The organism is Mesorhizobium sp. 113-3-9 (assembly GCF_016756515.1).
In the GTDB taxonomy this organism is placed as follows: Bacteria; Pseudomonadota; Alphaproteobacteria; order Rhizobiales; family Rhizobiaceae; genus Mesorhizobium.
The window spans coordinates 817,224-840,955 of sequence record NZ_AP023246.1 but is presented as its reverse complement, the minus strand read 5'-3'; the positions used below and the strand labels follow the sequence as shown (position 1 = coordinate 840,955).

The following is a 23,732-nucleotide window of genomic DNA, read 5'->3' as shown; positions in this document are numbered from 1 at the left end:
GAGCCCCCGTGCCTGCACCCTCGACAAGTCATCCGCCGGGCATTAGGCAGTCGATCCAGGGTGAACGATATGAAAAGGGCGCCCGGAAAGGCCGCGAGATGAGCAAGAAGACCTTGATCGCACCATCGGTGCTGGCTTCGGACTTTTCGAAGCTTGGCGACGAGGTCGAAGCCGTCGCCGCTGCTGGCGCCGACTGGATCCATCTCGATGTCATGGATGGCCATTTCGTCCCCAACATCACCTTCGGTCCACCGGTGATCAAGGCGATCCGCAACCGCACCAAGGCCTTTTTCGACTGCCATCTGATGATCGCGCCGGCCGATCCCTATCTCGCCGCCTTCGCCGAGGCCGGCTGTGACGGCATGACGGTGCATGCGGAGGCCGGGCCGCATCTCGACCGCTCGCTACAGACCATCAGGAACCTCGGCAAGAAGGCGGGCGTGTCGCTCAATCCGGCGACGCCGGAAACGATGATCGAATATGTGCTCGACCGGCTCGACCTGATCCTGATCATGACCGTCAATCCGGGGTTCGGCGGCCAGGCCTTCATCCCGGGGATCGTCGACAAGGTGAGAAGGGTCAAGGCGCTGATCGGCGACCGGCCGATCCGCATCGAGATCGACGGCGGCGTTTCGCCCGAAACGGCCCCTTTGGTCACGTCAGCCGGTGCCGATGTGCTGGTGGCCGGCGCGGCGATCTTCAAGGGCGGCAGCGTCGAGGCGTACCGTGCCAACATCGAGGCGATCAGGACAGCGGCCGACAACGCCGCCGGCTAGGGCGGTCGACCGTTTCAAGGAAACGGCGAACCGCTCTCAATTGCTCGACGCACTACGATCATCCCGCTTCGAATCCAACAGGGCGGTTGGCTGACAGCCGTTGCGCGGGCAGTGTTCTTCAGGAGCCCGGTTTGCCCGAATCAGATCGGCACAGGAGGCATCAGCCGGCCGAGCCGTGCGCTATTTTTGCGCGCGACAGAAAAGATGCTCGCACGGGCACACAAGAAACAGATGATCCTGCGTGCATACAAAACATGTTAAGTTTCCATTGGTTGTAGAGGCGCGCGAATTCCCCCGATCAGGCAGCGGATAACGTCATATTCCTTCGTGCTTAAGTACAAGGGTGGCATCTTGTGCTTGAGCCTCTTGACGAAGGCACTGTAGGGTACATGTACGGAAGGATTCTTTTTCGGACTCGAATTGCCCAGACAGACATGGGGACAAGGAGTCGAATTTGACATACGGCGCTGCCAACCTCAACGACGACGGCACAGGACCCAAGAGTACGCTTGCCAGTACGGTCTATCACCAATTGCGGGATGATCTTCTTGGCGGCGCTCTGGAAGCCGAAAGCAAACTGCGGGTCGAGTGGGTAGTTTCCAAATATGGCGCCGGTGCCTCCCCTGTCCGTGAAGCCCTTAATCGCCTTGCCTCCGAGGGACTCCTTGGCCGTCACGATCAGCGTGGCTTTTTCATCATGCCGGTCAGCGCGACGGAGCTCGAGGAGCTGACGCGCACCCGCTGTTGGCTCGAGGAACGCGCGCTTCGCGAATCCATTGCCCACCGCACCACCGACTGGGAGGAACAACTGGTGCTGGCGCTGCATCGCCTGGGTCGCGCCTCACGACATTCGCCGCAAAATCTCTTGTCGCTCGATCCGGACTGGGAAAAATTGCACCGCACCTTCCACCGTGTGCTGATCTCGGCCTGCCGGTCGCACTGGCTGGTGGGTTTCTGCGATCAGCTTTCCGATCACGCCTATCGCTACCGGCAAATGGCCACTGACGGTGAGGGCATCCAGCGCGACGATTTCGGGGAACACCGGCGGATCGCCGAATACGCGTTGGACGGCAATGCCGACGGCGCCGTCCAGGCCTTGATCGATCATTACCAGCTGACCGCTTCCATATGCATGGAGCGCTTCAAGCAAGGCGAAGTCTCAAAACCCGCTGCTTCGGCCGAGCGCGCTCGGCGTTAACGATCATTTCCCTTGGCGGAGCTTGTTGCCATCGTTCGCGGCTTTTTCGGCGGATGCGCCGCGCCGGACCGCCGTTTGCGGTCTTGACGACATGGCCCGGAAACGCGAACTCTGCGCGCCCCAAGGGCATTGCCGGCGCCGCCATTGCCATCACAGCAGGAAAATTTCATGACCAATCATCTGTTCGATGCGTTCCGGTCCCGGATGCCGGCGCCCGGGCGCCTGTTGATGGAAACCGATGATGGGCGCTCGCTCAGCTATGGCGACATGCTGGCGCGGTCGGCGCAACTCGCGCACGCGCTCCTGCAATTGCATGTCGAGCCCGGCGACCGGATCGCGGTGCAGGTCGAGAAGAGCCCGGAGGCGATGCTGCTCTATCTCGCCTGCGTGCGCGCCGGTGCCGTCTTCCTGCCCCTCAACACGGCCTACACGCTGACCGAGCTTGGATATTTCTTCGAGGATGCAGCGCCTCGGGTCATCGTCTGCGATCCGGCGAAATCGGCGGATATCGAGCGGATGGCCGCGCCATCCGGTGCCGTCGTGGTCACGCTCGACCGCACCGGCCGGGGATCGCTGACGGACCAGGCATCGCGGCAATCCTCCGATTTCCATGATGTCGAGCGCGGCGAGAACGATCTCGCGGCGATCCTCTACACGTCGGGAACGACCGGCCGTTCGAAAGGCGCCATGCTCAGCCACGGAAACCTGGCGTCGAATGCGCGCGTGCTGGTCGACCAATGGCGCTTCACATCAGGCGATGTGCTGATCCATGCGCTGCCGATCTTCCACACGCATGGCCTGTTCGTCGCAACCAATGTCATCCTGATGGCCGGCGCCTCGATGCTGTTCGAGCAGAAATTCGATCCGGCCCGCATCGTCTCACTGCTGCCGCGCGCCACGGCGCTGATGGGCGTGCCGACCTTCTATACCAGGCTGCTGCAGCAGGACGGGCTGGACCGCGAGGCGGCGAAGAACATCCGCCTGTTCGTGTCCGGCTCGGCGCCGCTGCTGGCTGATACGCACAAGGCCTGGCGCGAGCGCACCGGCCACGCCATCCTCGAACGCTACGGCATGACCGAGACCAACATGAACACGTCCAACCCCTATGAGGGCGAACGGCGCGCCGGCACGGTCGGCTTCCCGCTGCCCGGCGTGTCGCTGCGCATCACGGATCCCGATAGCGGCAAGCCGCTGGCCCAAGGCGAGGTCGGCATGATCGAGGTCAAGGGTCCGAACGTGTTTGGCGGCTACTGGCGCATGCCGGAAAAGACCAAGGCGGAATTCCGTGCCGACGGCTTCTTCATCACGGGCGATCTCGGCATGGTCGACGCCGACGGTTATGTCCATATCGTCGGCCGCGGCAAGGACCTGATCATCTCGGGCGGCTACAACATCTATCCCAAGGAACTCGAAAGCGAGATCGACGCGCTTGATGGAGTGAGCGAAAGCGCCGTCATCGGCGTCGCCCATCCGGATTTCGGTGAAGGTGTCACGGCCGTCGTCGTGCGGGCGCCGGCATCGCGGATCACCGGGGCCGAAATTCTCAGTGCCATCGCCGGTCGCCTGGCCAGGTACAAGCACCCGAAGCAGGTGATCTTCGTCGACGAATTGCCGCGCAACACCATGGGCAAAGTGCAGAAGAATATTCTGCGCGACACGTACAAGGACCTCTACGCATCGTAGTGGCGGGCGCGCGCCGTTACTTCGCCTTGCGCGGCTTTTCGGTCGTCGTGCCCGAGCCCCACAAGGCGCGCGTGAGCAGGCCGCGTTTGCGGTTGCGCGGCACGAGGTCGATGTCCCTGACAAGTTTCGCACCGCCCTTGTGCCGCTCGAGCGTGATCTTGCGGGTGTGGAAGGCCTCGAGTTCGGCGCGATGCGCCACGCTGAGGATCGTGACTTCAGGCAATTCGCGGATCACCGTTGCCATCATCTGGTCCTGGCTCTTTTCGTCCAGCGCCGAGGTCGCCTCGTCCAGGACGACGATGTCGGGGCGATGCAGCAAGAGCCGCGCGAAGGCGACCCGCTGCTTTTCGCCACCCGACAAGGTCTGGTCCCAGGGCGCTTCCTCCTTGATCCGGCCGGCGAGGTGGCCAAGGCCAACCTTGTCGAGGGCGGCCTTGATCTGGTCGAGCTTCCACTTGTTGGCGGCCGCGGGGTAGGCGACCACCCGGCGCAGCGTGCCGGACGGGATGTAGGGCCGTTGCGGCAGCATGAACAACCGCCTGTCGGGATGGAAATTGACGCTGCCGCTCCCCCATGGCCACAGGCCGGCGATCGCCCGCACCAGCGTAGACTTGCCCGAACCGGATTCGCCTGAGACCAGCACCCGCTCGCCCGGTTCGACGGCGACCTCCGTCTCCTTGACCACGGACGTGCCATCGTCGAGCGTCACGGAGAGATCGTCGAGGCTGAGCATGGCGTCGCCCTTGGTCTCGCCGCGCTTGATGCGCCCGAGCTCGTCGCTCTGCTCGGCACGTTCCAGCCCGTCGAGCGACATCATCAGCGAAGCGATGCGGCGTGCGGAGGCGTTCCAGTCGGCGAGGCGCGGATAATTGTCGACCAGCCAGCCGAACGCGCTCTGCACGATGGCGAAGGCGGAGGCCGCCTGCATGACCTGGCCGAGCGACATCGACCCTTCGAGGAACTTTGGCGCACAGAGCAGGACCGGCACGACAGGCGCGAACAGGCTCGAGCCCTGCGACACCAATGCCGTGCGCATGTGCTGGCCGGTCAGTTGCGCCCAGCGCTTCAGCACGCCGGCAAAGGTTCTGTCGATGCCGCTGCGTTCTTCCTCCTCGCCGCCGAGCAGGGCGATGCTCTCGCCGTTTTCGCGCACGCGCGTCAGCACGTAGCGGAATTCGGCTTCCGTCTGGTTCTTCTCCTCGGACAGCCGCACGAAATCGCGGCCGATGGCGAACATCGAGGTAGAGGTGATCGCGGCATAGATCACCGCGGTGATGACGAGGAAGCCGGGCACGGTGATGGTCGAGCCGCCTAACGGGAAGCTCAAGGCGCCGCCGATTGTCCACAGCACCACGATGAAGGTCGAGGCCGACAGGGTGGCGACAATCACGCCGGCGACGAAATCGACGGGTGACTCGGTGGCGACCCGCAGATCTTCAGACAGGCGCGCCTCCGGGTTCTGGTGGTCGCCCTTGACGAGGTTCAGCTGATAATAGCGGCCGTTGGCGAGCCAGCGCGCTATCACCGAGGTCGTCAGCCAAGCGCGCCAGCGGCGCTGCATGGTCATGCGCAGCCAGACCTGCGCGACGACAAGGCTGATGCTGCCTAGCACCAGCGGCACGAACACGGCGCTGAGGAAATAGACGGTATGGGCGTCGCGCTTCTCGATGGCGTCGAAGATCGAGCGGTTCCAGACATTGATCCCGTACTGGAAGCCGACATTGACGACGATCAGGATCAGCAGCCCGACTGACAATGGCCAGCCGAGCCTGTCGCCATGCCGTCCCCAATAGCCGCGCCCGCTGATCCAGAAACGCTTCAGCAGATATTTCTTGCGCGCCTGTTCTGCTTCCTCGGGCGTCAACTCCGGGTCGGGTTCGACGGCTTCCGGCGGCGGAGCTTCGCCGGCGATGTCGGGCGCGGCCGCTTCGACGATCGGTGCCTTCTTGTCGCCCGGCTTCTTCTTGCTCTCCTCCTCCGCGCGCGGGCTCTCGTCGCGCGGCTTTTGCCGTCGCCGCTTCGGGGCGGCGCGCGGCTTTATGCCGTCGGTCGGTCTCGATCTGGGTTTCGCCTCGGACATACGCCCCGACAACGACCTCGAAATCAAAAGGTTTCATGACATCAGCCTGAGCGGACGAATTCCCGGCGGCGCTTATAATCGCTTATGCAGCAGCTCCACGACATGGCCGGCGATCGCCAGGCTCGCGGTCAGACCGGGGCTCTCTATGCCGAACAGATTGACGATCCGCCCAGCGCCGTGATCGGCCGGCCCCTGGATCATGAAATCGGCTGCCGCCTGACCCGGGCCGGATAGCTTCGGCCTGACGCCGGCATAGGCCGGTTGCAGGGCACCGTCGGCAAGATCAGGCCAATAACGCCGGATCGCCTCGTAGAAGGCAGCGCCTCGGCCGGGATCGACTGTATAATCCACGCGCTCGATCCATTCGACATCAGGCCCAAAACGCGCACTGCCGCTCAGATCGAGCGTCAGATGGACACCAAGGCCACCCTCGACCGGAACCGGATAGATCAGCCGCGAAAACGGCGATCGGCCTGGAAGGGCGAAATAATTCCCGCGTGCGAGCCACTGCCGGGGGATGAGATTCCCTGGGAAGCCGTCGATCCGGCCGGCCACGGCCGGCGCATCGAGACCCGCGGCATTGACGAAGGTGGCCGCCTCCAGGGCGAAGGTCTCGCCATTGGCATCGCGCGTTTCGATCCGGATCCCGCCGGCCTCGATCGTCGCTCCGGCGACAGTGGTGAGGAAAGCAAAGGACGCGCCGGCCGCCTCGGCGTCGCCGCGCAACGACAGCATCAGCGCATGGCTGTCGACAATGCCGGTCGACGGCGACAACAGCGCGCCCGCGCATGCCAGCGCCGGTTCCAGGCTCCCGGCTTCGCCGCGCGTCAGGAACCGGAGATCGTCGACCCCGCAGCGTCGGGCATTGGCCTCGATCTTCCGCAACCCGTCCATCTGGCTGGGCTCGCTGGCAACGATCAGCTTGCCGGTGCGCGCATGGGCGACGGCGTGCTCGGCGCAGTAGGCATAGAGAAACCGCCGCCCTTCGACGCAGAGCCGGGCCTTCAGGCTTCCCGGTGCATAATAAAGACCGGCATGGATGACTTCGGAGTTGCGCGAACTGGTGACGGTACCGATCGCCTCGGCCTGTTCGACCACGACCACCTCGCGCCCGGACAAGGCAAGCGCCCTGGCGATGGCAAGCCCGACGACGCCTGCTCCGGCGACGACACAATCGATCGTCTGCATGGCCTTGCTCTCAGCGTGGAGCGCCGGCCTCGAACACCTTGTTGCCGCCGATCCAGACGCGTCCTATGCCAAGATCGTCGGACAGTGCAACGACATCCGCCGCCGTGCCATTGGCAAATCGGCCAAGCCGATGCGACTGGCCGATCGCCTGCGCCGGGTAGAGCGAGGCCATGCGCAGGGCTTCCGTGAGTTCGACGCCGACGACGCCGTGCATGAACCGGATCGCCGAGATCATGTCGAGATCGGCGCCCGCCAGCGTTCCGTCGGCAAGCCTGAGACTCCCGTCCTTGCGGTAGATGGTGCGGCCGTTGAGCGTGAACGAGGTCATGTCGGTGCCGATCGTCGCCATGGCGTCGGTGACCAGCACGATCTTGCCCGGTCCCTGTTTGGCATCGAGCGCGATCCGGATGGTCGCGGGATGAACGTGGATGCCGTCGGCGATGAGCCCGGCGGACAAGGTACCGACATCGATCGCCGTGCCCGCCAGTCCAGGCTCGCGGTTACCGATCTGGCTCATGGCGTTGAACAGGTGGGTGACCACGCTGGCGCCCGCCTCGGCGAAGGTTTTTGCCTTGAAATAGCTGGTATCCGAATGGCCGAGGCTGACGACGACGCCGGCCTTCGCCAATGCCGCGACCCGCGCCGGTTCGACGGATTCCGGCGCGACCGTGGTCAGCAGCACCGGCAGCTTCTGCCGCGCCGCGATCAGCATCGCCTGGTCGGCGTCCGTCATAGGCCGGATCAGCGCCGGATCATGCGCGCCCTTGCGCGCGATCGACAGGTGGGGGCCCTCGAGATGCAGGCCGAGGAAGCCTGGCACCTTTTGCAGCGCTGCTGCTTCGCCGGCAGCGATGGCGGCCGCGGTGATCGCGGGCGTGTCGGTGATCAGCGTCGCCAGCAGCGCCGTCGTGCCGAATGGCGCGTGCGCCCGGCAGATGGTTTCGATCGAGGCGACATCGGGGTGGTCGTTGAGCATGACCCCGCCGCCGCCATTGACCTGGATGTCGACAAAGCCCGGCACCAGCATGCCGCCGCCGGCGTCGACGGCACGGACGTCCGAGGGCAGGGCACCTTGGCGCACTACGGCCTCGACAAGACCATCGCGCACGACAAGCGCCGAGCCTTCATGCCAGTTATCGCCGTCGAAAATGCGGGCGCCTGTCAGGGCAAAACGGTCGCTCATACGGTCTCCGTCACCTTGCGAAGGTTGCGCGGCGTGTCGGGATCGAGGCCGCGGTGGCGCGCGAAAGCCTCGACGAACACGTAGAACGAGACGATCAGCGTCAGCGGATCGGTCAGCGGGTGTCCGGTGGCGACATGCGGCAGGCGCGCGGCGCGGTTGGCAAGAGCTGATGTGACGAACACCGGCGCCCCCTTGGCCGCCAGGCCGTCGGCCGCCTCCGCGATTGAGGGCTCCGACGCATCGCGCGCGGCCAGCGCCAGCACCGGAAAGTCGGGGCCGATCAGCGCCAGTGGGCCGTGCATGACTTCGGCCGCGCTATAGGCCTCGGCATGCATGCCGCAGGTCTCCTTGAATTTCAGCGCCGCCTCGTTGGCCATCGCCGCCGACGGTCCTCGGCCGAGGATGAACAGCGATTTCTGCTTCTCGATGGTTTCGGAGAGCACGCTCATCCAGTCGCAGGCGATCGCCTTGCCGAAATGCTCGGGCAAGCCGGCAAGTGCCTTGAGAAGCGCCTCGTCGCCGGTGGAATGCGCCATCAGGGCGAGACCGGCGACAGCGGAATTGACGAAGGTCTTGGTCGCCGCGACGCTGCGCTCGGGGCCGGCCAGGATGTCGATCGCATAGTCCGAGGCCCGCGCCAGCGGCGAATCGGCGGTGTTGGTGACGGCGATGGTCAGCGCGCCGCCGGCGCGTGCGGTCTCGGCCATGGCGACGATGTCGGGGCTCTTGCCTGACTGCGAGATCGCCAGGCAGGCTGAGCCGTCGAGCCTAAGCTTGCGGCCGTAGATCGAGGCGATGGACGGCCCGACCGAGGCGACGGCAAGGCCCGCGGTCAGTTCGACGGCATATTTCATGAAGGTCGCGGCATGATCGGACGAACCGCGCGCCACGGTGACGACGAAATGCGGGTCGCGTTCCCGGATGCCGCGCCCGGCCTCGGCGAGCATGGCGCCCGAACCGTCGAGCAGTCGGGCGACGGCCTGCGGGATCTCCTCGATCTCGCGCTGCATATGTGTGGTGTTGGAGGTCATGGTCGGCCCTCTTCGCTCGGCCCTGTCAGCCGCAGTTCGGCAACGAAATCATAGGCGTCGCCCCGGTAGATGGAGCGGGTGAACTCGATCACCTTGCCGCTCGCCAGGTAGGAAATGCGTTCGATATGCAGGCCGGCAATACCCGGCGGCACTTCCAGCAGGCGCGCATCGCCGTCGCCGAGATTGGCGGCCGAGATGCGCTGTACCGCCCGAACCGGGCGATTGCCGGTCAGTTGCAGCGCCGCATAGAGCGAGGAGCCGATGCCCGCCGGGTCGGGCAGCACGCTGGCCGACAGCGAGGCGCGTTCGATCGCCAGCGGCGTGTCGTTGGCGATGCGCAGGCGCGCCACGCGCGCCACCAGTTCGTTCGACGACAGGCCGAGCACCATCATCTCGTCGGGCGAGGGCGCATAGAGGCCGCGGTCGAGCCAGGCCGAGCGCACCGCCATGCCGCGTCGCGCCATGTCCTCGGTGAAGGAGGTCAGCCGCGACAGCGATTGCTCCACGCGCTCCATGCGTGGCGCCACGAAAGTGCCGGAGCCATGGCGCTGCACTAGAATGCCGCCCTTGACGAGATCCTGCACCGCCTTGCGCACGGTGACCCGCGAAATGTCGGCCTTGGTGGCGATGTCGCGCTCGGAGGGCAGTGCGTCGCCGGGTCCGATCAGGCCACGGTTGACCGCATCCTCGATGCTTTTCCTGAGCTGCAGGTAGAGCGGCGCGCCGCTTTGCGACGATTGTTTCAGCGTGGCGAAAATCTGGTCGGCGGCATCGCTCATCGGGCCGCCTCCACTGGCTTGGCGAAAAGCCTGACCGCCATCTGCACGGCACCGCCCAGCGCATCGTCGAGCGGCGGCTTGAGCAGCGTCCGGTAACGTGGCGACAGCCGTGGCGCGTAGAGCGGCGCCAGCCCGCCGAGCAGGCAAAGCGGCGCGTCGTCGGAAAGGCCGAGCGCGCCGAGCGAAGCCTCGACATCGCTGACCGCCTTGTCGACGATCCAGTTGGCGACGGCATCGCCCTTCTCGGCGTGCTCGAACACTTTGGGCGCGAAGCCGCCGAAATCGCCGGGCTTGGCATTGGTGGTGAATTCCACCACGTCCTCGGGATTGTTGCGGAAGATGGCCATCATCGCGTCGGTCAGCGGCGAAGCCGCGCGCACGCCGTCATGGGCAAGCAGCGTCTGTTCGAGCAGATCGCGGCCGATGCGGGCGCCGCTGCCCTGGTCGCCGACCTGAAATCCCCAGCCGCCGATCGCCCGTGATCTGCCGCCCTTGCGGGCCATATAGGCGGTGCCGGTGCCGAGGATCGCCATGGCCCCGTCGCCAGAGCCCACCGCCCCTTCCAGCGCGATTTCGGCGTCGGTCTCGACGCGGCTGGTGCTGAACGGCAGGATCGCTTCGAGCTGCTGCCGGTAGGTGCCGACGTTGGCGCCGGCAAGGCCGAGAATGGCCGGTGTCTGCGGGATCAGCTCGGGATCCTGCCCGGCGGCGATGAAAGCCTGCCGCGCGGCATCGACGATGTTCGACCGCGCCCCGGTGAGGTCGGTGCGAATGTTGGCGGCGCCGCTTTTGGCGCGACCGACGACCGTACCGTCCGCTGTTGCAAGGGCGGCCCTGCAGCTGGTGCCGCCGCCATCGATACCGAGCACGAAATTCACGCGATTTCTCCTCCGGGCCGATAATACCAATAAAATACCAATAGCCAAGGCTTAATTTCCGTTTCAAAAAGATTAAGCCGTATTTTATTGAAAAATCTAGACATTTCGTCGGCTCACCGATTTCCTGTCCGCGAATTCGTTAATGCATGTGGACAAGTGGTATTTTTTTGGTATTGTTCTGGTATTGGAGGAACACGGATGGCTGAAACGCGCACCGAAGCGCTTCACAGGAATGCCGAGGGGCTGGATATCCAGGCACCGGAAGCCATCCTTGTTTCGCTGGCCGATGCGCAGATCGAGGCCGCGAAAGCCGTCCGCAATGCCATTCCCGCCATCGCCAAGGCAGCCGAGATCATTGCGGGCCGATTGAACGGCGGCGGCAAGCTTGCCTATGCCGCGGCCGGCAGTTCCGGCCTGATGGCGCTGGCCGATGCGCTGGAACTGCCCGGCACCTTCGGCATCCAGCGCGACCGCATCGCCATCCTGGTCGCCGGCGGCGATGAGGCTTTCAGGACGCTGGCGGGCGGCCCCGAGGATGATGTCGAGGAGGCCGCGACGGCTGTCGCCAATGCCGGTATTGGCGCCGGCGATTGCCTGATCGCGCTTTCCGCCAGCGGCACCACGCCATACGCGGTGCGCGCGATCGAAGAAGCCGCCCGTCGCGGTGCGGCCACCATCGGCATCGCCAACAACCGGGACTCGGCCCTGCTTCGCCAGGCCGAAACCGCAATCCTGCTCGAAACGCCGCCGGAAGTGATCGCCGGCTCGACGCGCATGGGCGCCGGCACCGCCCAGAAGATCGCGCTCAACATGCTGTCGACCCTGACCGCCGTCCATCTTGGCCATGTCCATGACGGCTACATGGTCAATCTGATGGCCGACAACATCAAGCTGCGCGACCGCGCCGCGCGCATCGTCGCCGCCATCAGCGGGCGCGGCAAGGACGAAGCGGCCGGGCTGCTCGAGAAAAGCGGCGGCGCGGTCAAGACCGCAATTCTGCTCGCCGCCGGCGCCGACAGCGCCGCCGCGGCGCAGAAGATACTGGAAGAGGCTGGCCAGAAACTGCGGCCGGCCCTTTCCGCGTTGGGGCATGATCCCGAAAAGCGGAGACCGCTTTCCGGAAAAGATCATGCTCGAACAGAGAAATAGAGCCTGTTTCATCCCGTTTTCCATCGGGGTGAACCGGGCTTGCGAGGGGAGCAAGGGGCCAAAAGCCCCTGTTCTCATCAAAACCGAACCTGAAAAAGGTCAACAGGGAGACTGAGCATGACAACGAAACTACTGACGGCAATGCTTCTGGGCACCAGCATTCTCGGCTCGGCCGGGTTGGCTCACGCCGAGGACGTAACGCTCAACATCGAAAGCTGGCGCGGCGACGACCTGTCCATCTGGAAGGACAAGCTGATCCCCGCCTTCGAAGCCAAGAACCCCGGCATCAAGGTGGTGTTCGCACCATCGGCTCCGACCGAATATGACGCCGCGCTCGGCGCCAAGCTCGCCGCCGGATCGGCCGGCGACCTGATCACCTGCCGCCCGTTCGACAAGTCGCTCGAACTGTTCAAGAAGGGCAACCTCGCCGACCTCAGCGCGCTGCCCGGCATGGAAAACTTCTCGCCGGTGGCCAAGTCCGCCTGGCAGACCGATGACGGCAAGGCGAGCTTCTGCGTGCCGATGGCCTCGGTCATCCACGGCTTCATCTACAACAAGGACGCCTTCGACAAGCTCGGCATCAAGGTGCCGGAGACCCGCGACGAGTTCTTCGCCGCGCTCGACAAGATCAAGGCCGACGGCACCTACATCCCGATGGCGATGGGCACCAAGGATCTCTGGGAAGCCGCGACCATGGGCTACCAGAACATCGGCCCCAACTACTGGAAGGGCGAGGACGGCCGCGCGGCGCTGATCAAGGGCACGCAGAAGCTGACCGACAAGGAATGGGTCGCGCCCTTCGAGGAACTGGCCAAATGGAAGCCCTATCTGGGCGACGGCTTCGAGGCGCAGACCTATCCGGACAGCCAGAACCTGTTCACGCTCGGCCGCGCCGCCATCTACCCGGCCGGCTCGTGGGAGATCGGCCTGTTCAACACCCAGGCCCAGTTCAAGATGGGCGCCTTCCCGCCGCCGGTCGAGAAGGCCGGTGACACCTGCTACATCTCCGACCATACCGATATCGGCATGGGCCTGAATGCGGCTTCCAAGCATGCGGACGCGGCCAAGACCTTCCTGTCCTGGGTGGCTTCGCCGGATTTCGCCACCATCTACGCCAACGCGCTGCCGGGCTTCTTCAGCCTGAACTCCTCGCCGGTGAAGATGGAAGATCCGCTGGCGCAGGAATTCGTTTCCTGGCGCGGCAAGTGCAAGTCGACGATCCGCTCGACCTACCAGATCCTGTCGCGCGGCACGCCGAACCTCGAGAACGAGACCTGGGTCCAGTCAGCCAACGTCATCAACGGCACCGTCACGCCGGAAGATGCGGCCAAGAAGCTGCAGGCCGGCCTCGACAGCTGGTACAAGCCGGCGAAGTAAGAGCTCAGGCAACGGAGCCGGCTGGGCGCATGCCTGGCCGGTTCCGGAACATCCTGGTTCCCAGGGTGCACCTATTCAGATAGCGATTGTCGGCACAGCCTCGCGGCCTTACCCTTGATCTCCTTGGGAAGGCTAGCTGATCAGTCGCAGGCCTTTGTTCTTGCCGTATCGGGCAAGGATGGATGGGCCGTGCATCGAGGCATCATCTAGAGCAATTCCAGGAAAAGTGTGAAGCGGTTTTCCGTCCGGAATTGCGTACAAAAAAGATAGAGCGGTTTGGCGTTTCCGTGAAACGGTGAACCGCTCTAGCATCAACATCGTCTGGAACCGAGAGACGGCGGGAACCGAACTCATGGCCGCAGAAATACGACCGAAAAGACCGTTTCGCTGGCACATCGCCGTCTTCCTGGCGCCGGCCGTGCTCGTCTACACGGCGATCATGATCCTGCCGCTCGCCGGCACGCTGCAGCTGTCGCTGTTCCGCAACATCGAGCAGCACCAGGTCTTCGTCGGACTGGCGAACTTCCGCACCCTGTTCGGCGATCCCAACTGGTCGGTTGGTTTCTGGAACGCGCTGAGGAACAACACCTGGTTCTTCATGATCCACATGCTGGTGCAGAACCCGATCGGCGTCATGCTGGCCGCACTTCTATCCAGCCCGAAACTTCGGTTCGCGGCCTTCTACCGCACGGCGATCTTCGTGCCGACCATCCTGTCCTTCGTCATTGTCGGCTTTGCCTGGAAGCTGATCCTGTCGCCGCTGTGGGGCGTGGCGCCGCACATGCTGGACCTGGTCGGCCTGAAAAGCCTGTTCACGCCCTGGCTCGGCAAGGAGCAATACGCGCTGACCGCGCTCAGCCTGATCTCGGTGTGGCAGTTCGTCGGCATCCCGATGATGCTGATCTATGCGGCGCTGCTGTCGATTCCCGACGAGGTTATCGAGGCGGCCGAATGCGACGGCATCACCGGCCTGTCGCAGTTCTGGAAGATCAAGCTGCCGCTGATCCTGCCGTCGATCGGCATCATCTCGATCCTCACTTTCGTCGGCAATTTCAACGCTTTCGACCTGATCTACACCGCGCAAGGGGCGCTCGCCGGGCCGAACTATTCGACCGATATTCTCGGCACCTTCCTCTACCGCGCCTTCTTCGGTTTCCAGCTGCAGGTCGGCGATCCCAACATGGGCGCCGCGATCGCCACGATGATGTTCCTGATCATCCTCGGCGGCGTCTGCGTCTACCTCTTCCTCGTCCAGACGCGCCTGCGTCGCTACCAGTTCTGAGGGCCAGGAGATGAGCACCGCCACCCGTTCACTGCCCCGCACCATCGGCGCCCACGCGATCCTTTTGACCTACACGGCGATCGCGCTGTTTCCGGTGATCCTGGTGATCATGAATTCGTTCAAGTCCCGCGCCGGCATCTTCGGCGCGCCGCTGACGCCGCCGACGCCGAAAACCTTCGACCTGATCGGCTACACCACGGTGATCGGCCAGGGCGACTTCATCCACTATTTCCAGAACAGCCTCGTCGTCACCGTCGCCTCGCTGTTCTTCGTGCTTCTATTCGGCGCCATGGCAGCCTTCGCCCTGTCGGAATACCGCTTCCGCGGCAATTCGCTGATGGGGCTCTATCTCGCGCTCGGCATCATGATACCGATCCGGCTCGGCACCGTCGCCATCCTCCAGTTGATGGTGGCGAGCGGGCTGGTCAACACGCTGACGGCGCTGATCCTGGTCTACACCGCGCAAGGCCTGCCGCTCGCCGTCTTCATCCTGTCGGAATTCATGAAGCAGGTCTCCGACGACCTGAAGAATGCCGGCCGTATCGACGGCCTGTCCGAATACACCATCTTCTTCCGCCTGGTGCTGCCGCTGGTGCGGCCGTCCATGGCGACCGTCGCCGTCTTCACCATGATCCCGATCTGGAACGATCTGTGGTTCCCGCTGATCCTGGCGCCGTCGGAGGAGACCAAGACGGTGACGCTCGGCGCGCAGCTCTTCCTCGGCCAGTTCGTCACCAACTGGAACGCCATCCTGGCAGCACTTTCGCTGGCGATCATGCCGGTGCTGATCCTCTACGTCATTTTCTCGCGGCAATTGATCCGCGGCATCACCTCCGGAGCCGTCAAGTGAGCGACGGTCGAGAGATCATCTCACAGGCTCTCGTCAAGACGGCGAGCCACTATGGATTTCGCGGCGTTCGCGCCACGAATTTCTACCGGGAGTGGCCGGAGACGATCTGCTTGCTGAACCTTCAGAAGTCTTCCTGGGGGCCGCAATTCTATCTCAACGCCGCTGTCTGGTTTAGGCGGCTTGGGCTGGAACGCCGGCCGAAGGAACACAATTGCCACATACGTTGGCGCGTCAATTCCCAGATGGAAGATACCCGGTCGAAGGCGTTCACCCAGGCGCTGAATCTCGAGTACGGGCTGCCCGACGATCAGAGGCAGTCGATTGTCAGGGATGGCGTCGACACCTACGGCTTTGGGCTCCTGGCACGGTGCGAAAGCGAGCTGACTGCCCTGCAGGTCGCCGATGAATGCGAGCCACATGTAATGGTGGATATCAAAGCCCGTAGCCGAGAAAAGGCAGATTGAAATGGCTGAACCTCTTCGTGTCGTCGTCGCCGGGCTCGGCAATATGGGCCGCAGCCATGCGCTGGCCTATCACACCAATCCGGGCTTCGAGATCGCTGCGCTGATCAACCGCTCCGACGTGCCGCTGCCGGACGGGCTGTCGGGCTATGGCATCAGGCGTTCCTTCGACGAGGCGCTGCGCGATGAAAAGCCCGATGTCGCCTGCATCGCCACCTATTCCGACAGCCATGCCGACTATGCGGTGAAGGCGTTCGAGGCCGGCTGCCACGTCTTTGTCGAAAAGCCGCTGGCAACGACGGTGGCCGACGCCAAACGCGTCGTCGCGGCGGCACAAGCCAACGGCAGGAAACTGGTGATCGGCTACATCCTGCGCCATCACCCGTCCTGGATCAGGCTGATCGCCGAGGCGCGCAAGCTCGGCGGCCCCTACGTGTTCCGCATGAACCTCAACCAGCAGTCTTCGGGCCACACCTGGGAGACGCACAAGCAACTGATGCAGACGACGTCGCCGATCGTCGACTGCGGCGTCCACTATCTCGACGTCATGCTGCAGATCACCGACGCCAGGCCGGTCGAGGTGCGCGGCATGGGCGTGCGGCTGACCGAGGAGGTGGCGCCGTCGATGTACAATTACGGCCATCTGCAGGTTCTGTTCGATGACGGCTCGGTCGGCTGGTACGAAGCCGGCTGGGGCCCGATGATTTCGGAGACCGCCTTCTTCGTGAAGGACGTCATTTCGCCGAAGGGCTGTGTGTCGATCGTCATGAAGGAAGGTGTGAAGTCGGACGACATCGACACCCACACCAAGACCTCGACCATTCGCCTGCACAGTGCGGCGACCGGCCCGGACGGCAAGTTCGCCAAAGCCGACGAGATGCTGTCGATGGAAGGCGAACCCGGCCACCAGGACCTCTGCGATCTCGAACAGGCCTTCGTGCTGAAGGCGATCCGCGAGGATCTGGATCTCACCAAACACATGGACGACGCGGTGAAGTCGCTCGCCGTCTGCCTTGCCGCCGACGAGAGCGTGGGCAGCGGCATAGCCGTCAAACTCTAACGACAGGAACGAAGCCGTGGGCTCGCTGAAGATCGAGAATGTGAAGAAGGCCTTCGGGCCGGTCGAGGTGCTGAAAGGCATCGACCTCGAAGTGACCGATGGCGAATTCGTCGTCTTTGTCGGCCCGTCGGGCTGCGGCAAGTCGACCTTGCTTCGGGTCATCGCCGGGCTGGAGGATTCGACCTCCGGCCGGGTGTTGATCGACGGCGAGGATGTGTCGGTCACGCCACCGGCCAAGCGCGGCATCGCCATGGTGTTCCAGACCTATGCGCTCTACCCGCATCTGACGGTGAAGAACAATATGGGCCTTGGCCTCAAGCAGGCCGGCACACCCGCGGCCGAGATCGACCGCCGCATCGGCATCGCCTCATCGATGCTGTCGCTGGAGCCCTATCTGGAGCGGCGGCCGGCCGAACTCTCCGGCGGGCAGCGCCAGCGCGTCGCCATCGGCCGCGCCGTGGTGCGCGAGCCCAAGCTGTTCCTCTTCGACGAGCCGCTGTCGAACCTCGATGCCGCGCTGCGCGTCAACACGCGGCTGGAGATCGCGCAACTGCACCGCAGGCTGAAGGCGACGATGATCTACGTCACTCACGACCAGGTCGAGGCAATGACGTTGGCCGACAAGATCGTGGTGCTGAACGCCGGCAGGATCGAGCAGATCGGTGGTCCGATGGAACTCTACAATGCGCCGGCAAATGAGTTCGTCGCCGGCTTCATCGGCTCGCCGAAGATGAATTTCATCGACGGCGCCCGCCTCGGCGAAACCGCAAAGACCATCGGCGTTCGGCCGGAGCATCTGACCGTCGATCCGAAATCGGGCGCCTGGAAGGGCACGGTGGTGCATGCCGAGCATCTCGGTGCCGACACCAATCTCTATCTCGACTGCGAGAAGGCCGGGCTGATCACGGTGCGCATTTTCGGCGTCTATGACGCCGAACCGGGCGCGACGCTCTATGCGACGCCGGATCCGGCCAAGACCTATCGGTTTGGCGCTGATGGGAAGGTGCTGAAGTAATCTGGCGCCAACGCCTCTTACCTTCTCCCCTTGTGGGAGAAGGTGGATCGGCGCGTAGCGCCGAGACGGATGAGGGGTGTTCCAGCGGAGTGAGGCGTGAAAAGGCCGAAAGACTTCAGGCGCTTGACTTCTGCAAGCAGAGATCCTTCGCGCACCCCTCATCCGACCTCGCTTCGCGAGGCCACCTTCTCCCACAAGGGGAGAAGGGGAAGAACTGCCGCGGCTACAAATCAGCCTTGAACGTCTGCTTCTGCTGGCCCAGGCCCTCGATGCCCAGTTCCACCACATCGCCCGCCTTCAGGAACACCGGCGGCTTCATGCCGAGGCCGACGCCGGGCGGCGTGCCTGTCGAAATGATGTCGCCGGGATGCAGCGACATGAACTGGCTGAGGTAGGACACCAGATATTTGACGCCATAGACCATGGTCTTGGTCGAGCCGTCCTGCATGGTCTTGCCGTTGACGGTCAGCCACATTTTGAGGTTCTGCGGGTCCGCGACTTCGTCCTTGGTCACCAGCCACGGGCCGGTCGGACCGAACGTGTCGCAGCTCTTGCCCTTGGTCCACTGGCCCTGGCGTTCGGCCTGGAAGGCGCGCTCGGAGACGTCGTGGGCGACGCAATAGCCGGCGACATAATCCAGCGCATCGGCTTCGCTGACATATTTTGCCGTTTTGCCGATCACCACGGCGAGTTCGACTTCCCAGTCGGTCTTCACCGAACCGCGCGGGATCAGCACGTCGTCGTCCGGCCCGACAATGGCCGAGCTTGCCTTCATGAAGATGATCGGTTCCGGCGGTACCGTGGCGCCGGTTTCGGCGGCGTGGTCGGAATAGTTGAGGCCGATGCAGATGAACTTGCCGGTGCCGGCGACGCAGGCCCCGAGGCGCGGCTTGCCGGAAACCGCCGGCAGCGACTTTGCATCGAGCTTGCCCAGCATCTCCAGCGAGGCCGGATGCAGCACCGTGCCGGCAATGTCGGCGACATGGGCGGAGAGATCGCGGATCATCCCATCCGCATCGAGCAGGCCGGGACGTTCGCTCCCCACCTCGCCATAGCGCAGCAGTTTCATCTAAATCCTTCTCCTGGTTGCGGCCTCGCGGCCTTTTGCAAATTCTCCGCCGAGGCGATGGCTTCCTTGAGGAGCCCGGCGGACCCTAGCCATCGACCTGAGAACCGGCAAGCGCGGACATCTGTTGAACGGGCCCGCGAGCCGGATTTTCAGACTTCCCGATCTTCGATAAGCGCCGCGATTCTCCGCTTGCCGACCGCCTGCTTGATCGCGCTAGATCGACCAGCCGCCGTCGATATTGTAGGCCTGCCCGGACGTATAGGTCGCGCCGGCCAGGTAAACGGCGAGGTCGGCGATTTCCTCCGGCGTGCCGAGCCGGCCCATCGGCTGGCGGGCGATGAAGGCGGCGCGGGCGGCCTCATAGTCGCCCTGCGCATGCATGCGGTCCTGCAGCGACGGGCTTTCGACCGTGCCGGGGCAGATGGCGTTGCAGCGTATGCCCTTGCCGACATAATCGGCGGCGACCGCCTTGGTCAGGCCGATGACCGCGGCCTTGCTCAGGCCGTAGACGAACCGGTTCGGCACGCCCTTGGTCGAGCTCGCCAGCGAGGCCATGTTGATGATGGCGCCATCGCCGCGCTCCAGCATGCCGGGCAGCACGGCGCGGATGGTGCGAACCATGGCGCGGACATTGAGGTTCAGCGCGAAATCGAGATCGCCATCCTTCATCTCGAGGATCGATCCGGAATGGACGAAGCCGGCGCAGTTGAACAGCACGTCGACGCGGCCGATCTCGGCAAAGGCCGTATTGACGGCCTCGTCGTTCAGCACATCCAGCTTGCGGGTCTTGATCCCGGACGTCTTGGCGAGTTCGGCGAGCAGCACCTCGTTGATGTCGGTGGCATGGACGGTGGCTCCAGCCTTGGCGAAGGCCAGTGCGCTCGCCTTGCCGATGCCTTGTGCCGCCGCCGTGATGACAACGACCTTGCCTGCCAGATCCGCCATGCTTTTCTCCTCGCTCCTCTGGATCATCCGGATTTACCGGCGTCCTGCCACGGCGTCGTGTGCCAGTAAGGCATCACCATGCAGCCTGGGCCGCCGTCAGTTTACAGATAAAGATGTTTTTTCTCGTTAAAGAACATGTGTTCGGGCGTCAAGCCCGAACGCGATCACCATTGCGACAGCACGGAAATGTCAGTCGCCGTAAGGCACCCAGACGTTCTTCACCTCGATGGCGCGGCGCAGGAAAGCATCGCCGGCCGCTTCGTCGGATGCCCAGTCCAGGCTGCGGCCATTGCCGCTCCAGACGCGCTTGAGATTGCCGATGGACTCGGCTTCCGCCCTGGCGCAGGTCTCGGCATCGGCGAACACCCAGAGCCCGTCGACATCGTCATGCTTGGCCAGGACGCCGGCAAGCTCGGCGCTGCGTCCGGTGACGATGTTGATGGCGCCGGCCGGAACATCGGAATATTCGATCACCTGATAGAGGTCGGTGGCGAGCAGCGGATAGCGTTCGGACGGCACGGCGACCACGGTGTTGCCCATCGCGAGCGCCGGGGCGATGAGCGAGATCAGGCCAAGCAGCGGCGAGGCATCGGGTGCTACGATGCCGACGACGCCGACCGGCTCGTGCAGGGCCAGCGTCACGGCGCGAGCCGGCGGCTGGTGGACGCGGCCCTCGAACTTGTCGGCAAGGCCGGCATAAAGGAACAACCGCTCGATCGACTGCTCGACCTCCTCGCGCGCCGCCTTGGCCGTCACGCCTGTGAGCTGCACGAGGCGTGCGGCGAACTCATCGGTGCGGCCGGACAGGTTCTCGGCAAGATAGTAAAGCACCTGGGAGCGGTTATAGGCGGTCGCCTCCGGCCAGGCCTTGGCACCGCGTGCGGCCGAAACGGCGTCACGAATGTCCTTGCGGCTGCCGAGCCCGACCTCGCCGGCCAGCTTGCCCTTGGCGGTGGCGACAGCCAGCGAATAATTGCCGTCCGGCCGTACCTGCTTGCCGCCGATGAACAGCTTCGCCGTGCGGTCTATCGCCAAGCCGTCGGCTTGCTCGACCGGTTGCGCCGAGACAGTCGCGGCCTTGATGACCGGACCGAGCGGCAGCTTTGCCGCGAGATACTCGAACATGCCTTCGCGCCCGCCCTCGCGGCCAAAGCCGCTCTCGCGGTAGCCGCCAAAGCCGCAGGCAGCGTCGAACATGTTGGTGCCGTTGACCCAGACGACGCCGGCCTTCAGTTGCGGCGCCACGTGCAAAGCCAGATTGACATTCTCACTCCAAACCGAGGCCGCCAGTCCATAGCGCGTGTTGTTGGCGAGTTCGATCGCTTCCTCGGTGTTGCGGAAGGTCATGGTCGCCAGAACCGGCCCGAACACCTCTTCCTGGGCAAGGATATTAGCCGGCGAAACACCAGTCGCGAGCGTCGGCAGATGGTAATAGCCGGAGGACGGCAGCGCCGCGTCCGGCTGCCAGCAGACGGCGCCCTGTTTCGCCCCTTCGGCGACCAGTCCCTTGACGCGGTCGAGCTGTGTGATGTCGATCAGCGGGCCGATATCGGTGTTCTTGTCGAGCGGACTGCCGACGCGCAACCTGCTCATCCGCGTCTTGACCTTGGCGATCAGGGCTTCGGCAATGCCCTCCTGCACCAGCAGCCGCGAACCGGCGCAGCAGACCTGGCCCTGGTTGAACCAGATGCCGTCGACCAGACCTTCCACGGCGCTGTCGAGATCGGCATCCTCGAAGACGATGAAGGCCGATTTGCCGCCGAGCTCCAGCGACAGCTTTTTCCCCGATCCCGCCGTGGCTTTGCGGATGATCTTGCCGACCTCCGAGGAGCCGGTGAAGGCGATCTTCTGGATGCCGGGATGATTGACGATGGCAGCCCCCGCTTCGGGTCCGCCTTGCACGATGTTGACGACACCTTTCGGCACGCCGGCGCGTTCGCAGATCTCGGCGAACAGGATTGCGGTGAGCGGCGTGAACTCGGCCGGCTTCAGCACCACGGTGCAGCCGGCGGCAAGTGCGGGTGCAATCTTCCACGCCAGCATCAGCAGAGGGAAATTCCACGGGATGATCTGGCCGACGACACCGACGCCCTTATGGCCTGGAAAATCCTTGTCCAGCGCCTGCGCCCAGCCGGCATGATGGATGAAATGGCGGATCGCTAGCGGCACGTCTATGTCACGGCTTTCGCGGATCGGCTTGCCATTGTCGATTGTCTCCAGCACGGCGAACAGGCGCTGGTGGCGCTGCATGGCGCGGCCGATCGCGTAGAGCACCTTGGCGCGCTGGTAGCCTGAACTGGCGCTCCATTTCGGCAATGCCTTGGTGGCTGCCGCGACCGCCGCGTCGATATCGGCCGCACTGGCGTCCGAAATCTTGGCCAGCAGCTTGCCGGAAGACGGCTCGCTGGTCTCGAAAGTCTTGCCGCCGGACGCGGCCTTCCAGGCACCGTCGATGAACAGCGCCTTGCCGAAATCGCGCGCGGCAAGCCACGCATCGGCCTCGTTGCGGGCTTCAGGCGCCGGGCCGTAGTCCATGGCGTGATAGCGGTCGAGAATGTTCATGCGGTGCCTCCTTTACCCTCCCCCTTGTGGGGAGGGTCGATCGGCGAAGCCGATCGGGGTGGGGGTAGTTGGGTGCTCAAGCCATCGCGTGGCGGTGATTGGCCGAATAATGCCCGGTCAAATGGTGCTCCAGCTGGCGCTCGATGTCGGTCAGCAGGCTCGACGCGCCGAAGCGGAACAGCTCGGGTTCGAGCCACGGCCGGCCGAGTTCTTCCTTCATCAGCACCAGCCAGTCGAGCGAGGCTTTCGCGGTGGAGATGCCGCCGGCCGGCTTGAAGCCGATGAGATAGCCGGTCTCCTCGAAATAGGCCCTGATGGCGCGCACCATGGCCAGCCCGACAGGCAGCGTCGCATTGACGCTTTCCTTGCCGGTCGAGGTCTTGATGAAATCGGCGCCCGCCATCATCGCCACCATCGAGGCCAGCATGACATTGCGCAGCGTGGCGAGGTCGCCGGTGCCGAGAATGACCTTCAGATGCGCGTCACCGCAGGCGGCGCGCATCGAGACGATCTCGTTGTAGAGCTCCCGCCATTTGGCACCGAACACCAGCCCGCGCGGAATGACGACGTCGATCTCGTCGGCGCCGTCGCGCACCGAAGCCTCGATTTCCTGCAGGCGCGTCGACAGCGGCGCAAGGCCATGCGGAAAGGCCGTGGAGACGGCGGCGACATGGATGCCGGTGCCGCGCACGGCGTCGACGGCGGTGGCGACAAAGGGATGGTAGACGCAGACAGCCGCAGGCCGGATGGTTTCGCCCGAAATGCCGAGGCCCTCGACGATGTCGCGGCGCAGCGGGTTGATCGCCTTGGCGCAGAGCCGCCGCACCCGCTCCTCGGTGTCATTGGAATTCAGCGTCGTCAGGTCCATGCAGGCAATGGCGCGCAGCAGCCACGCCGCTTGGTTGTCGGCCTTGATCGAGCGCCGCTTGGTCAGGCTGGCGACGCGCCGTTCGAGTGCCGAGCGATTGACGCTGCGAACCGATTCCATGAAGCCGAGATCGAGCTTCATGCCGGGATTGCGCGCGATGCGATGATCCGGCGGTATCGGGGTGTTGGCGGCGGCGCGGGCCGGCAGTGGCGTCACTTTCGACGCGCTGGTGCCGGGCTCGGCTTCGCGGATCGTGTTGCTCATTTCCTGCCCTTTCTCGTTTAGGGCGATACTTACA

General features: G+C 64.3%; 20 protein-coding genes. 10 read left to right on the top strand and 10 right to left on the bottom strand.

Features of this window, described 5'->3' with window-relative positions; all coding sequences use genetic code 11:
- The first annotated feature begins 98 nt into the window (after nucleotides 1-98).
- The 3 genes from rpe to MesoLj_RS03915 all read left to right on the top strand — a co-directional run bounded on the left by rpe (nucleotide 99) and on the right by MesoLj_RS03915 (nucleotide 3,657).
- A complete protein-coding gene (gene rpe / locus MesoLj_RS03925; RefSeq protein WP_140770885.1) occupies nucleotides 99-776 on the top strand; it encodes a ribulose-phosphate 3-epimerase in 678 nt (225 codons plus the stop codon).
- A gap of 454 nt (nucleotides 777-1,230) precedes the next feature.
- A complete protein-coding gene (locus tag MesoLj_RS03920; RefSeq protein WP_202325141.1) occupies nucleotides 1,231-1,974 on the top strand; it encodes a GntR family transcriptional regulator in 744 nt (247 codons plus the stop codon).
- A 168-nt stretch (nucleotides 1,975-2,142) separates the two neighbouring features.
- Nucleotides 2,143-3,657, top strand: coding sequence for a malonate--CoA ligase (locus MesoLj_RS03915; RefSeq protein ID WP_202325140.1), 1,515 nt, complete (start codon nucleotides 2,143-2,145; stop codon nucleotides 3,655-3,657).
- A gap of 16 nt (nucleotides 3,658-3,673) precedes the next feature.
- Here MesoLj_RS03915 and MesoLj_RS03910 read toward each other — a convergent pair whose 3' ends face one another.
- From MesoLj_RS03910 to MesoLj_RS03885, 6 genes are all read right to left on the bottom strand, one after another.
- Nucleotides 3,674-5,737 carry an ABC transporter ATP-binding protein/permease gene (locus MesoLj_RS03910; protein WP_202325139.1) on the bottom strand — a complete coding sequence of 688 codons (2,064 nt, stop codon included), beginning with the start codon at nucleotides 5,735-5,737 and terminating at the stop codon, nucleotides 3,674-3,676.
- Nucleotides 5,738-5,809: 72 nt separating this feature from the next.
- A complete protein-coding gene (locus tag MesoLj_RS03905) occupies nucleotides 5,810-6,925 on the bottom strand; it encodes an NAD(P)/FAD-dependent oxidoreductase (protein WP_202325138.1) in 1,116 nt (371 codons plus the stop codon).
- A 10-nt stretch (nucleotides 6,926-6,935) separates the two neighbouring features.
- Nucleotides 6,936-8,108, bottom strand: a complete 1,173-nt coding sequence (gene nagA / locus MesoLj_RS03900) for an N-acetylglucosamine-6-phosphate deacetylase (protein ID WP_202325137.1) — start codon at nucleotides 8,106-8,108, stop codon at nucleotides 6,936-6,938.
- Nucleotides 8,105-9,139 (bottom strand): SIS domain-containing protein, encoded by a 1,035-nt coding sequence (locus tag MesoLj_RS03895; protein WP_202325136.1) that lies wholly within the window; start codon nucleotides 9,137-9,139, stop codon nucleotides 8,105-8,107. Before MesoLj_RS03895 ends, nagA begins: the two co-directional genes overlap by 4 nt.
- On the bottom strand, nucleotides 9,136-9,918 hold the full coding sequence (locus MesoLj_RS03890; protein WP_202325135.1) for a GntR family transcriptional regulator: 783 nt from the start codon (nucleotides 9,916-9,918) through the stop codon (nucleotides 9,136-9,138). Before MesoLj_RS03890 ends, MesoLj_RS03895 begins: the two co-directional genes overlap by 4 nt.
- Complete coding sequence (locus tag MesoLj_RS03885; RefSeq protein WP_140770867.1) at nucleotides 9,915-10,796, bottom strand: N-acetylglucosamine kinase; 882 nt, start codon at nucleotides 10,794-10,796, stop codon at nucleotides 9,915-9,917. Before MesoLj_RS03885 ends, MesoLj_RS03890 begins: the two co-directional genes overlap by 4 nt.
- Nucleotides 10,797-10,994: 198 nt before the next feature.
- Here MesoLj_RS03885 and MesoLj_RS03880 point away from each other — a divergent pair, with 198 nt between their 5' ends.
- From MesoLj_RS03880 to MesoLj_RS03850, 7 genes are all read left to right on the top strand, one after another.
- Nucleotides 10,995-11,945 carry an N-acetylmuramic acid 6-phosphate etherase gene (locus MesoLj_RS03880; protein WP_202325134.1) on the top strand — a complete coding sequence of 317 codons (951 nt, stop codon included), beginning with the start codon at nucleotides 10,995-10,997 and terminating at the stop codon, nucleotides 11,943-11,945.
- A gap of 117 nt (nucleotides 11,946-12,062) precedes the next feature.
- On the top strand, nucleotides 12,063-13,322 hold the full coding sequence (locus MesoLj_RS03875) for an ABC transporter substrate-binding protein (RefSeq protein WP_202325133.1): 1,260 nt from the start codon (nucleotides 12,063-12,065) through the stop codon (nucleotides 13,320-13,322).
- 352 nt (nucleotides 13,323-13,674) lie between these two features.
- Nucleotides 13,675-14,604, top strand: coding sequence for a carbohydrate ABC transporter permease (locus tag MesoLj_RS03870; protein WP_202325132.1), 930 nt, complete (start codon nucleotides 13,675-13,677; stop codon nucleotides 14,602-14,604).
- A 10-nt stretch (nucleotides 14,605-14,614) separates the two neighbouring features.
- The gene (locus tag MesoLj_RS03865; protein ID WP_010912697.1) at nucleotides 14,615-15,454 is read left to right on the top strand and encodes a carbohydrate ABC transporter permease; all 840 of its coding nucleotides are present in this window, start codon (nucleotides 14,615-14,617) and stop codon (nucleotides 15,452-15,454) included.
- Nucleotides 15,451-15,918, top strand: coding sequence for a DUF4304 domain-containing protein (locus MesoLj_RS03860; RefSeq protein ID WP_202325131.1), 468 nt, complete (start codon nucleotides 15,451-15,453; stop codon nucleotides 15,916-15,918). Before MesoLj_RS03865 ends, MesoLj_RS03860 begins: the two co-directional genes overlap by 4 nt.
- Before the next feature lies 1 nt (nucleotide 15,919).
- Nucleotides 15,920-16,975: a Gfo/Idh/MocA family protein gene (locus MesoLj_RS03855; protein WP_202325130.1), complete on the top strand. Its 1,056-nt coding sequence runs from the start codon at nucleotides 15,920-15,922 to the stop codon at nucleotides 16,973-16,975.
- A 16-nt stretch (nucleotides 16,976-16,991) separates the two neighbouring features.
- Complete coding sequence (locus MesoLj_RS03850) at nucleotides 16,992-17,990, top strand: ABC transporter ATP-binding protein (protein ID WP_056573804.1); 999 nt, start codon at nucleotides 16,992-16,994, stop codon at nucleotides 17,988-17,990.
- 223 nt (nucleotides 17,991-18,213) lie between these two features.
- Here the strand turns inward: MesoLj_RS03850 and MesoLj_RS03845 are convergent, their stop codons facing one another.
- The 4 genes from MesoLj_RS03845 to deoC all read right to left on the bottom strand — a co-directional run bounded on the left by MesoLj_RS03845 (nucleotide 18,214) and on the right by deoC (nucleotide 23,698).
- Nucleotides 18,214-19,059: a fumarylacetoacetate hydrolase family protein gene (locus MesoLj_RS03845; protein WP_202325129.1), complete on the bottom strand. Its 846-nt coding sequence runs from the start codon at nucleotides 19,057-19,059 to the stop codon at nucleotides 18,214-18,216.
- A 213-nt stretch (nucleotides 19,060-19,272) separates the two neighbouring features.
- Nucleotides 19,273-20,004 carry an SDR family oxidoreductase gene (locus tag MesoLj_RS03840; protein ID WP_140770858.1) on the bottom strand — a complete coding sequence of 244 codons (732 nt, stop codon included), beginning with the start codon at nucleotides 20,002-20,004 and terminating at the stop codon, nucleotides 19,273-19,275.
- A gap of 189 nt (nucleotides 20,005-20,193) precedes the next feature.
- Entirely contained in the window at nucleotides 20,194-22,566 is a 2,373-nt protein-coding gene (locus tag MesoLj_RS03835) for an aldehyde dehydrogenase family protein (protein WP_202325128.1), read from the bottom strand.
- Nucleotides 22,567-22,642: 76 nt separating this feature from the next.
- Complete coding sequence (deoC, locus tag MesoLj_RS03830; protein ID WP_056573791.1) at nucleotides 22,643-23,698, bottom strand: deoxyribose-phosphate aldolase; 1,056 nt, start codon at nucleotides 23,696-23,698, stop codon at nucleotides 22,643-22,645.
- Between the last annotated feature and the right edge of the window lie 34 nt (nucleotides 23,699-23,732).

Coding starts and splice junctions, on each gene's coding strand:
- MesoLj_RS03890 (WP_202325135.1), bottom strand. CDS start 9,918: ATGAGCGATGCCGCCGACCAGATTTTCGCCACGCTGAAACAATCGTCG.
- MesoLj_RS03910 (WP_202325139.1), bottom strand. CDS start 5,737: ATGTCCGAGGCGAAACCCAGATCGAGACCGACCGACGGCATAAAGCCG.
- MesoLj_RS03905 (WP_202325138.1), bottom strand. CDS start 6,925: ATGCAGACGATCGATTGTGTCGTCGCCGGAGCAGGCGTCGTCGGGCTT.
- MesoLj_RS03895 (WP_202325136.1), bottom strand. CDS start 9,139: ATGACCTCCAACACCACACATATGCAGCGCGAGATCGAGGAGATCCCG.
- MesoLj_RS03915 (WP_202325140.1), top strand. CDS start 2,143: ATGACCAATCATCTGTTCGATGCGTTCCGGTCCCGGATGCCGGCGCCC.
- MesoLj_RS03870 (WP_202325132.1), top strand. CDS start 13,675: ATGGCCGCAGAAATACGACCGAAAAGACCGTTTCGCTGGCACATCGCC.
- MesoLj_RS03845 (WP_202325129.1), bottom strand. CDS start 19,059: ATGAAACTGCTGCGCTATGGCGAGGTGGGGAGCGAACGTCCCGGCCTG.
- MesoLj_RS03865 (WP_010912697.1), top strand. CDS start 14,615: ATGAGCACCGCCACCCGTTCACTGCCCCGCACCATCGGCGCCCACGCG.
- MesoLj_RS03835 (WP_202325128.1), bottom strand. CDS start 22,566: ATGAACATTCTCGACCGCTATCACGCCATGGACTACGGCCCGGCGCCT.
- nagA (WP_202325137.1), bottom strand. CDS start 8,108: ATGAGCGACCGTTTTGCCCTGACAGGCGCCCGCATTTTCGACGGCGAT.
- MesoLj_RS03840 (WP_140770858.1), bottom strand. CDS start 20,004: ATGGCGGATCTGGCAGGCAAGGTCGTTGTCATCACGGCGGCGGCACAA.
- MesoLj_RS03875 (WP_202325133.1), top strand. CDS start 12,063: ATGACAACGAAACTACTGACGGCAATGCTTCTGGGCACCAGCATTCTC.
- MesoLj_RS03880 (WP_202325134.1), top strand. CDS start 10,995: ATGGCTGAAACGCGCACCGAAGCGCTTCACAGGAATGCCGAGGGGCTG.
- deoC (WP_056573791.1), bottom strand. CDS start 23,698: ATGAGCAACACGATCCGCGAAGCCGAGCCCGGCACCAGCGCGTCGAAA.
- MesoLj_RS03855 (WP_202325130.1), top strand. CDS start 15,920: ATGGCTGAACCTCTTCGTGTCGTCGTCGCCGGGCTCGGCAATATGGGC.
- rpe (WP_140770885.1), top strand. CDS start 99: ATGAGCAAGAAGACCTTGATCGCACCATCGGTGCTGGCTTCGGACTTT.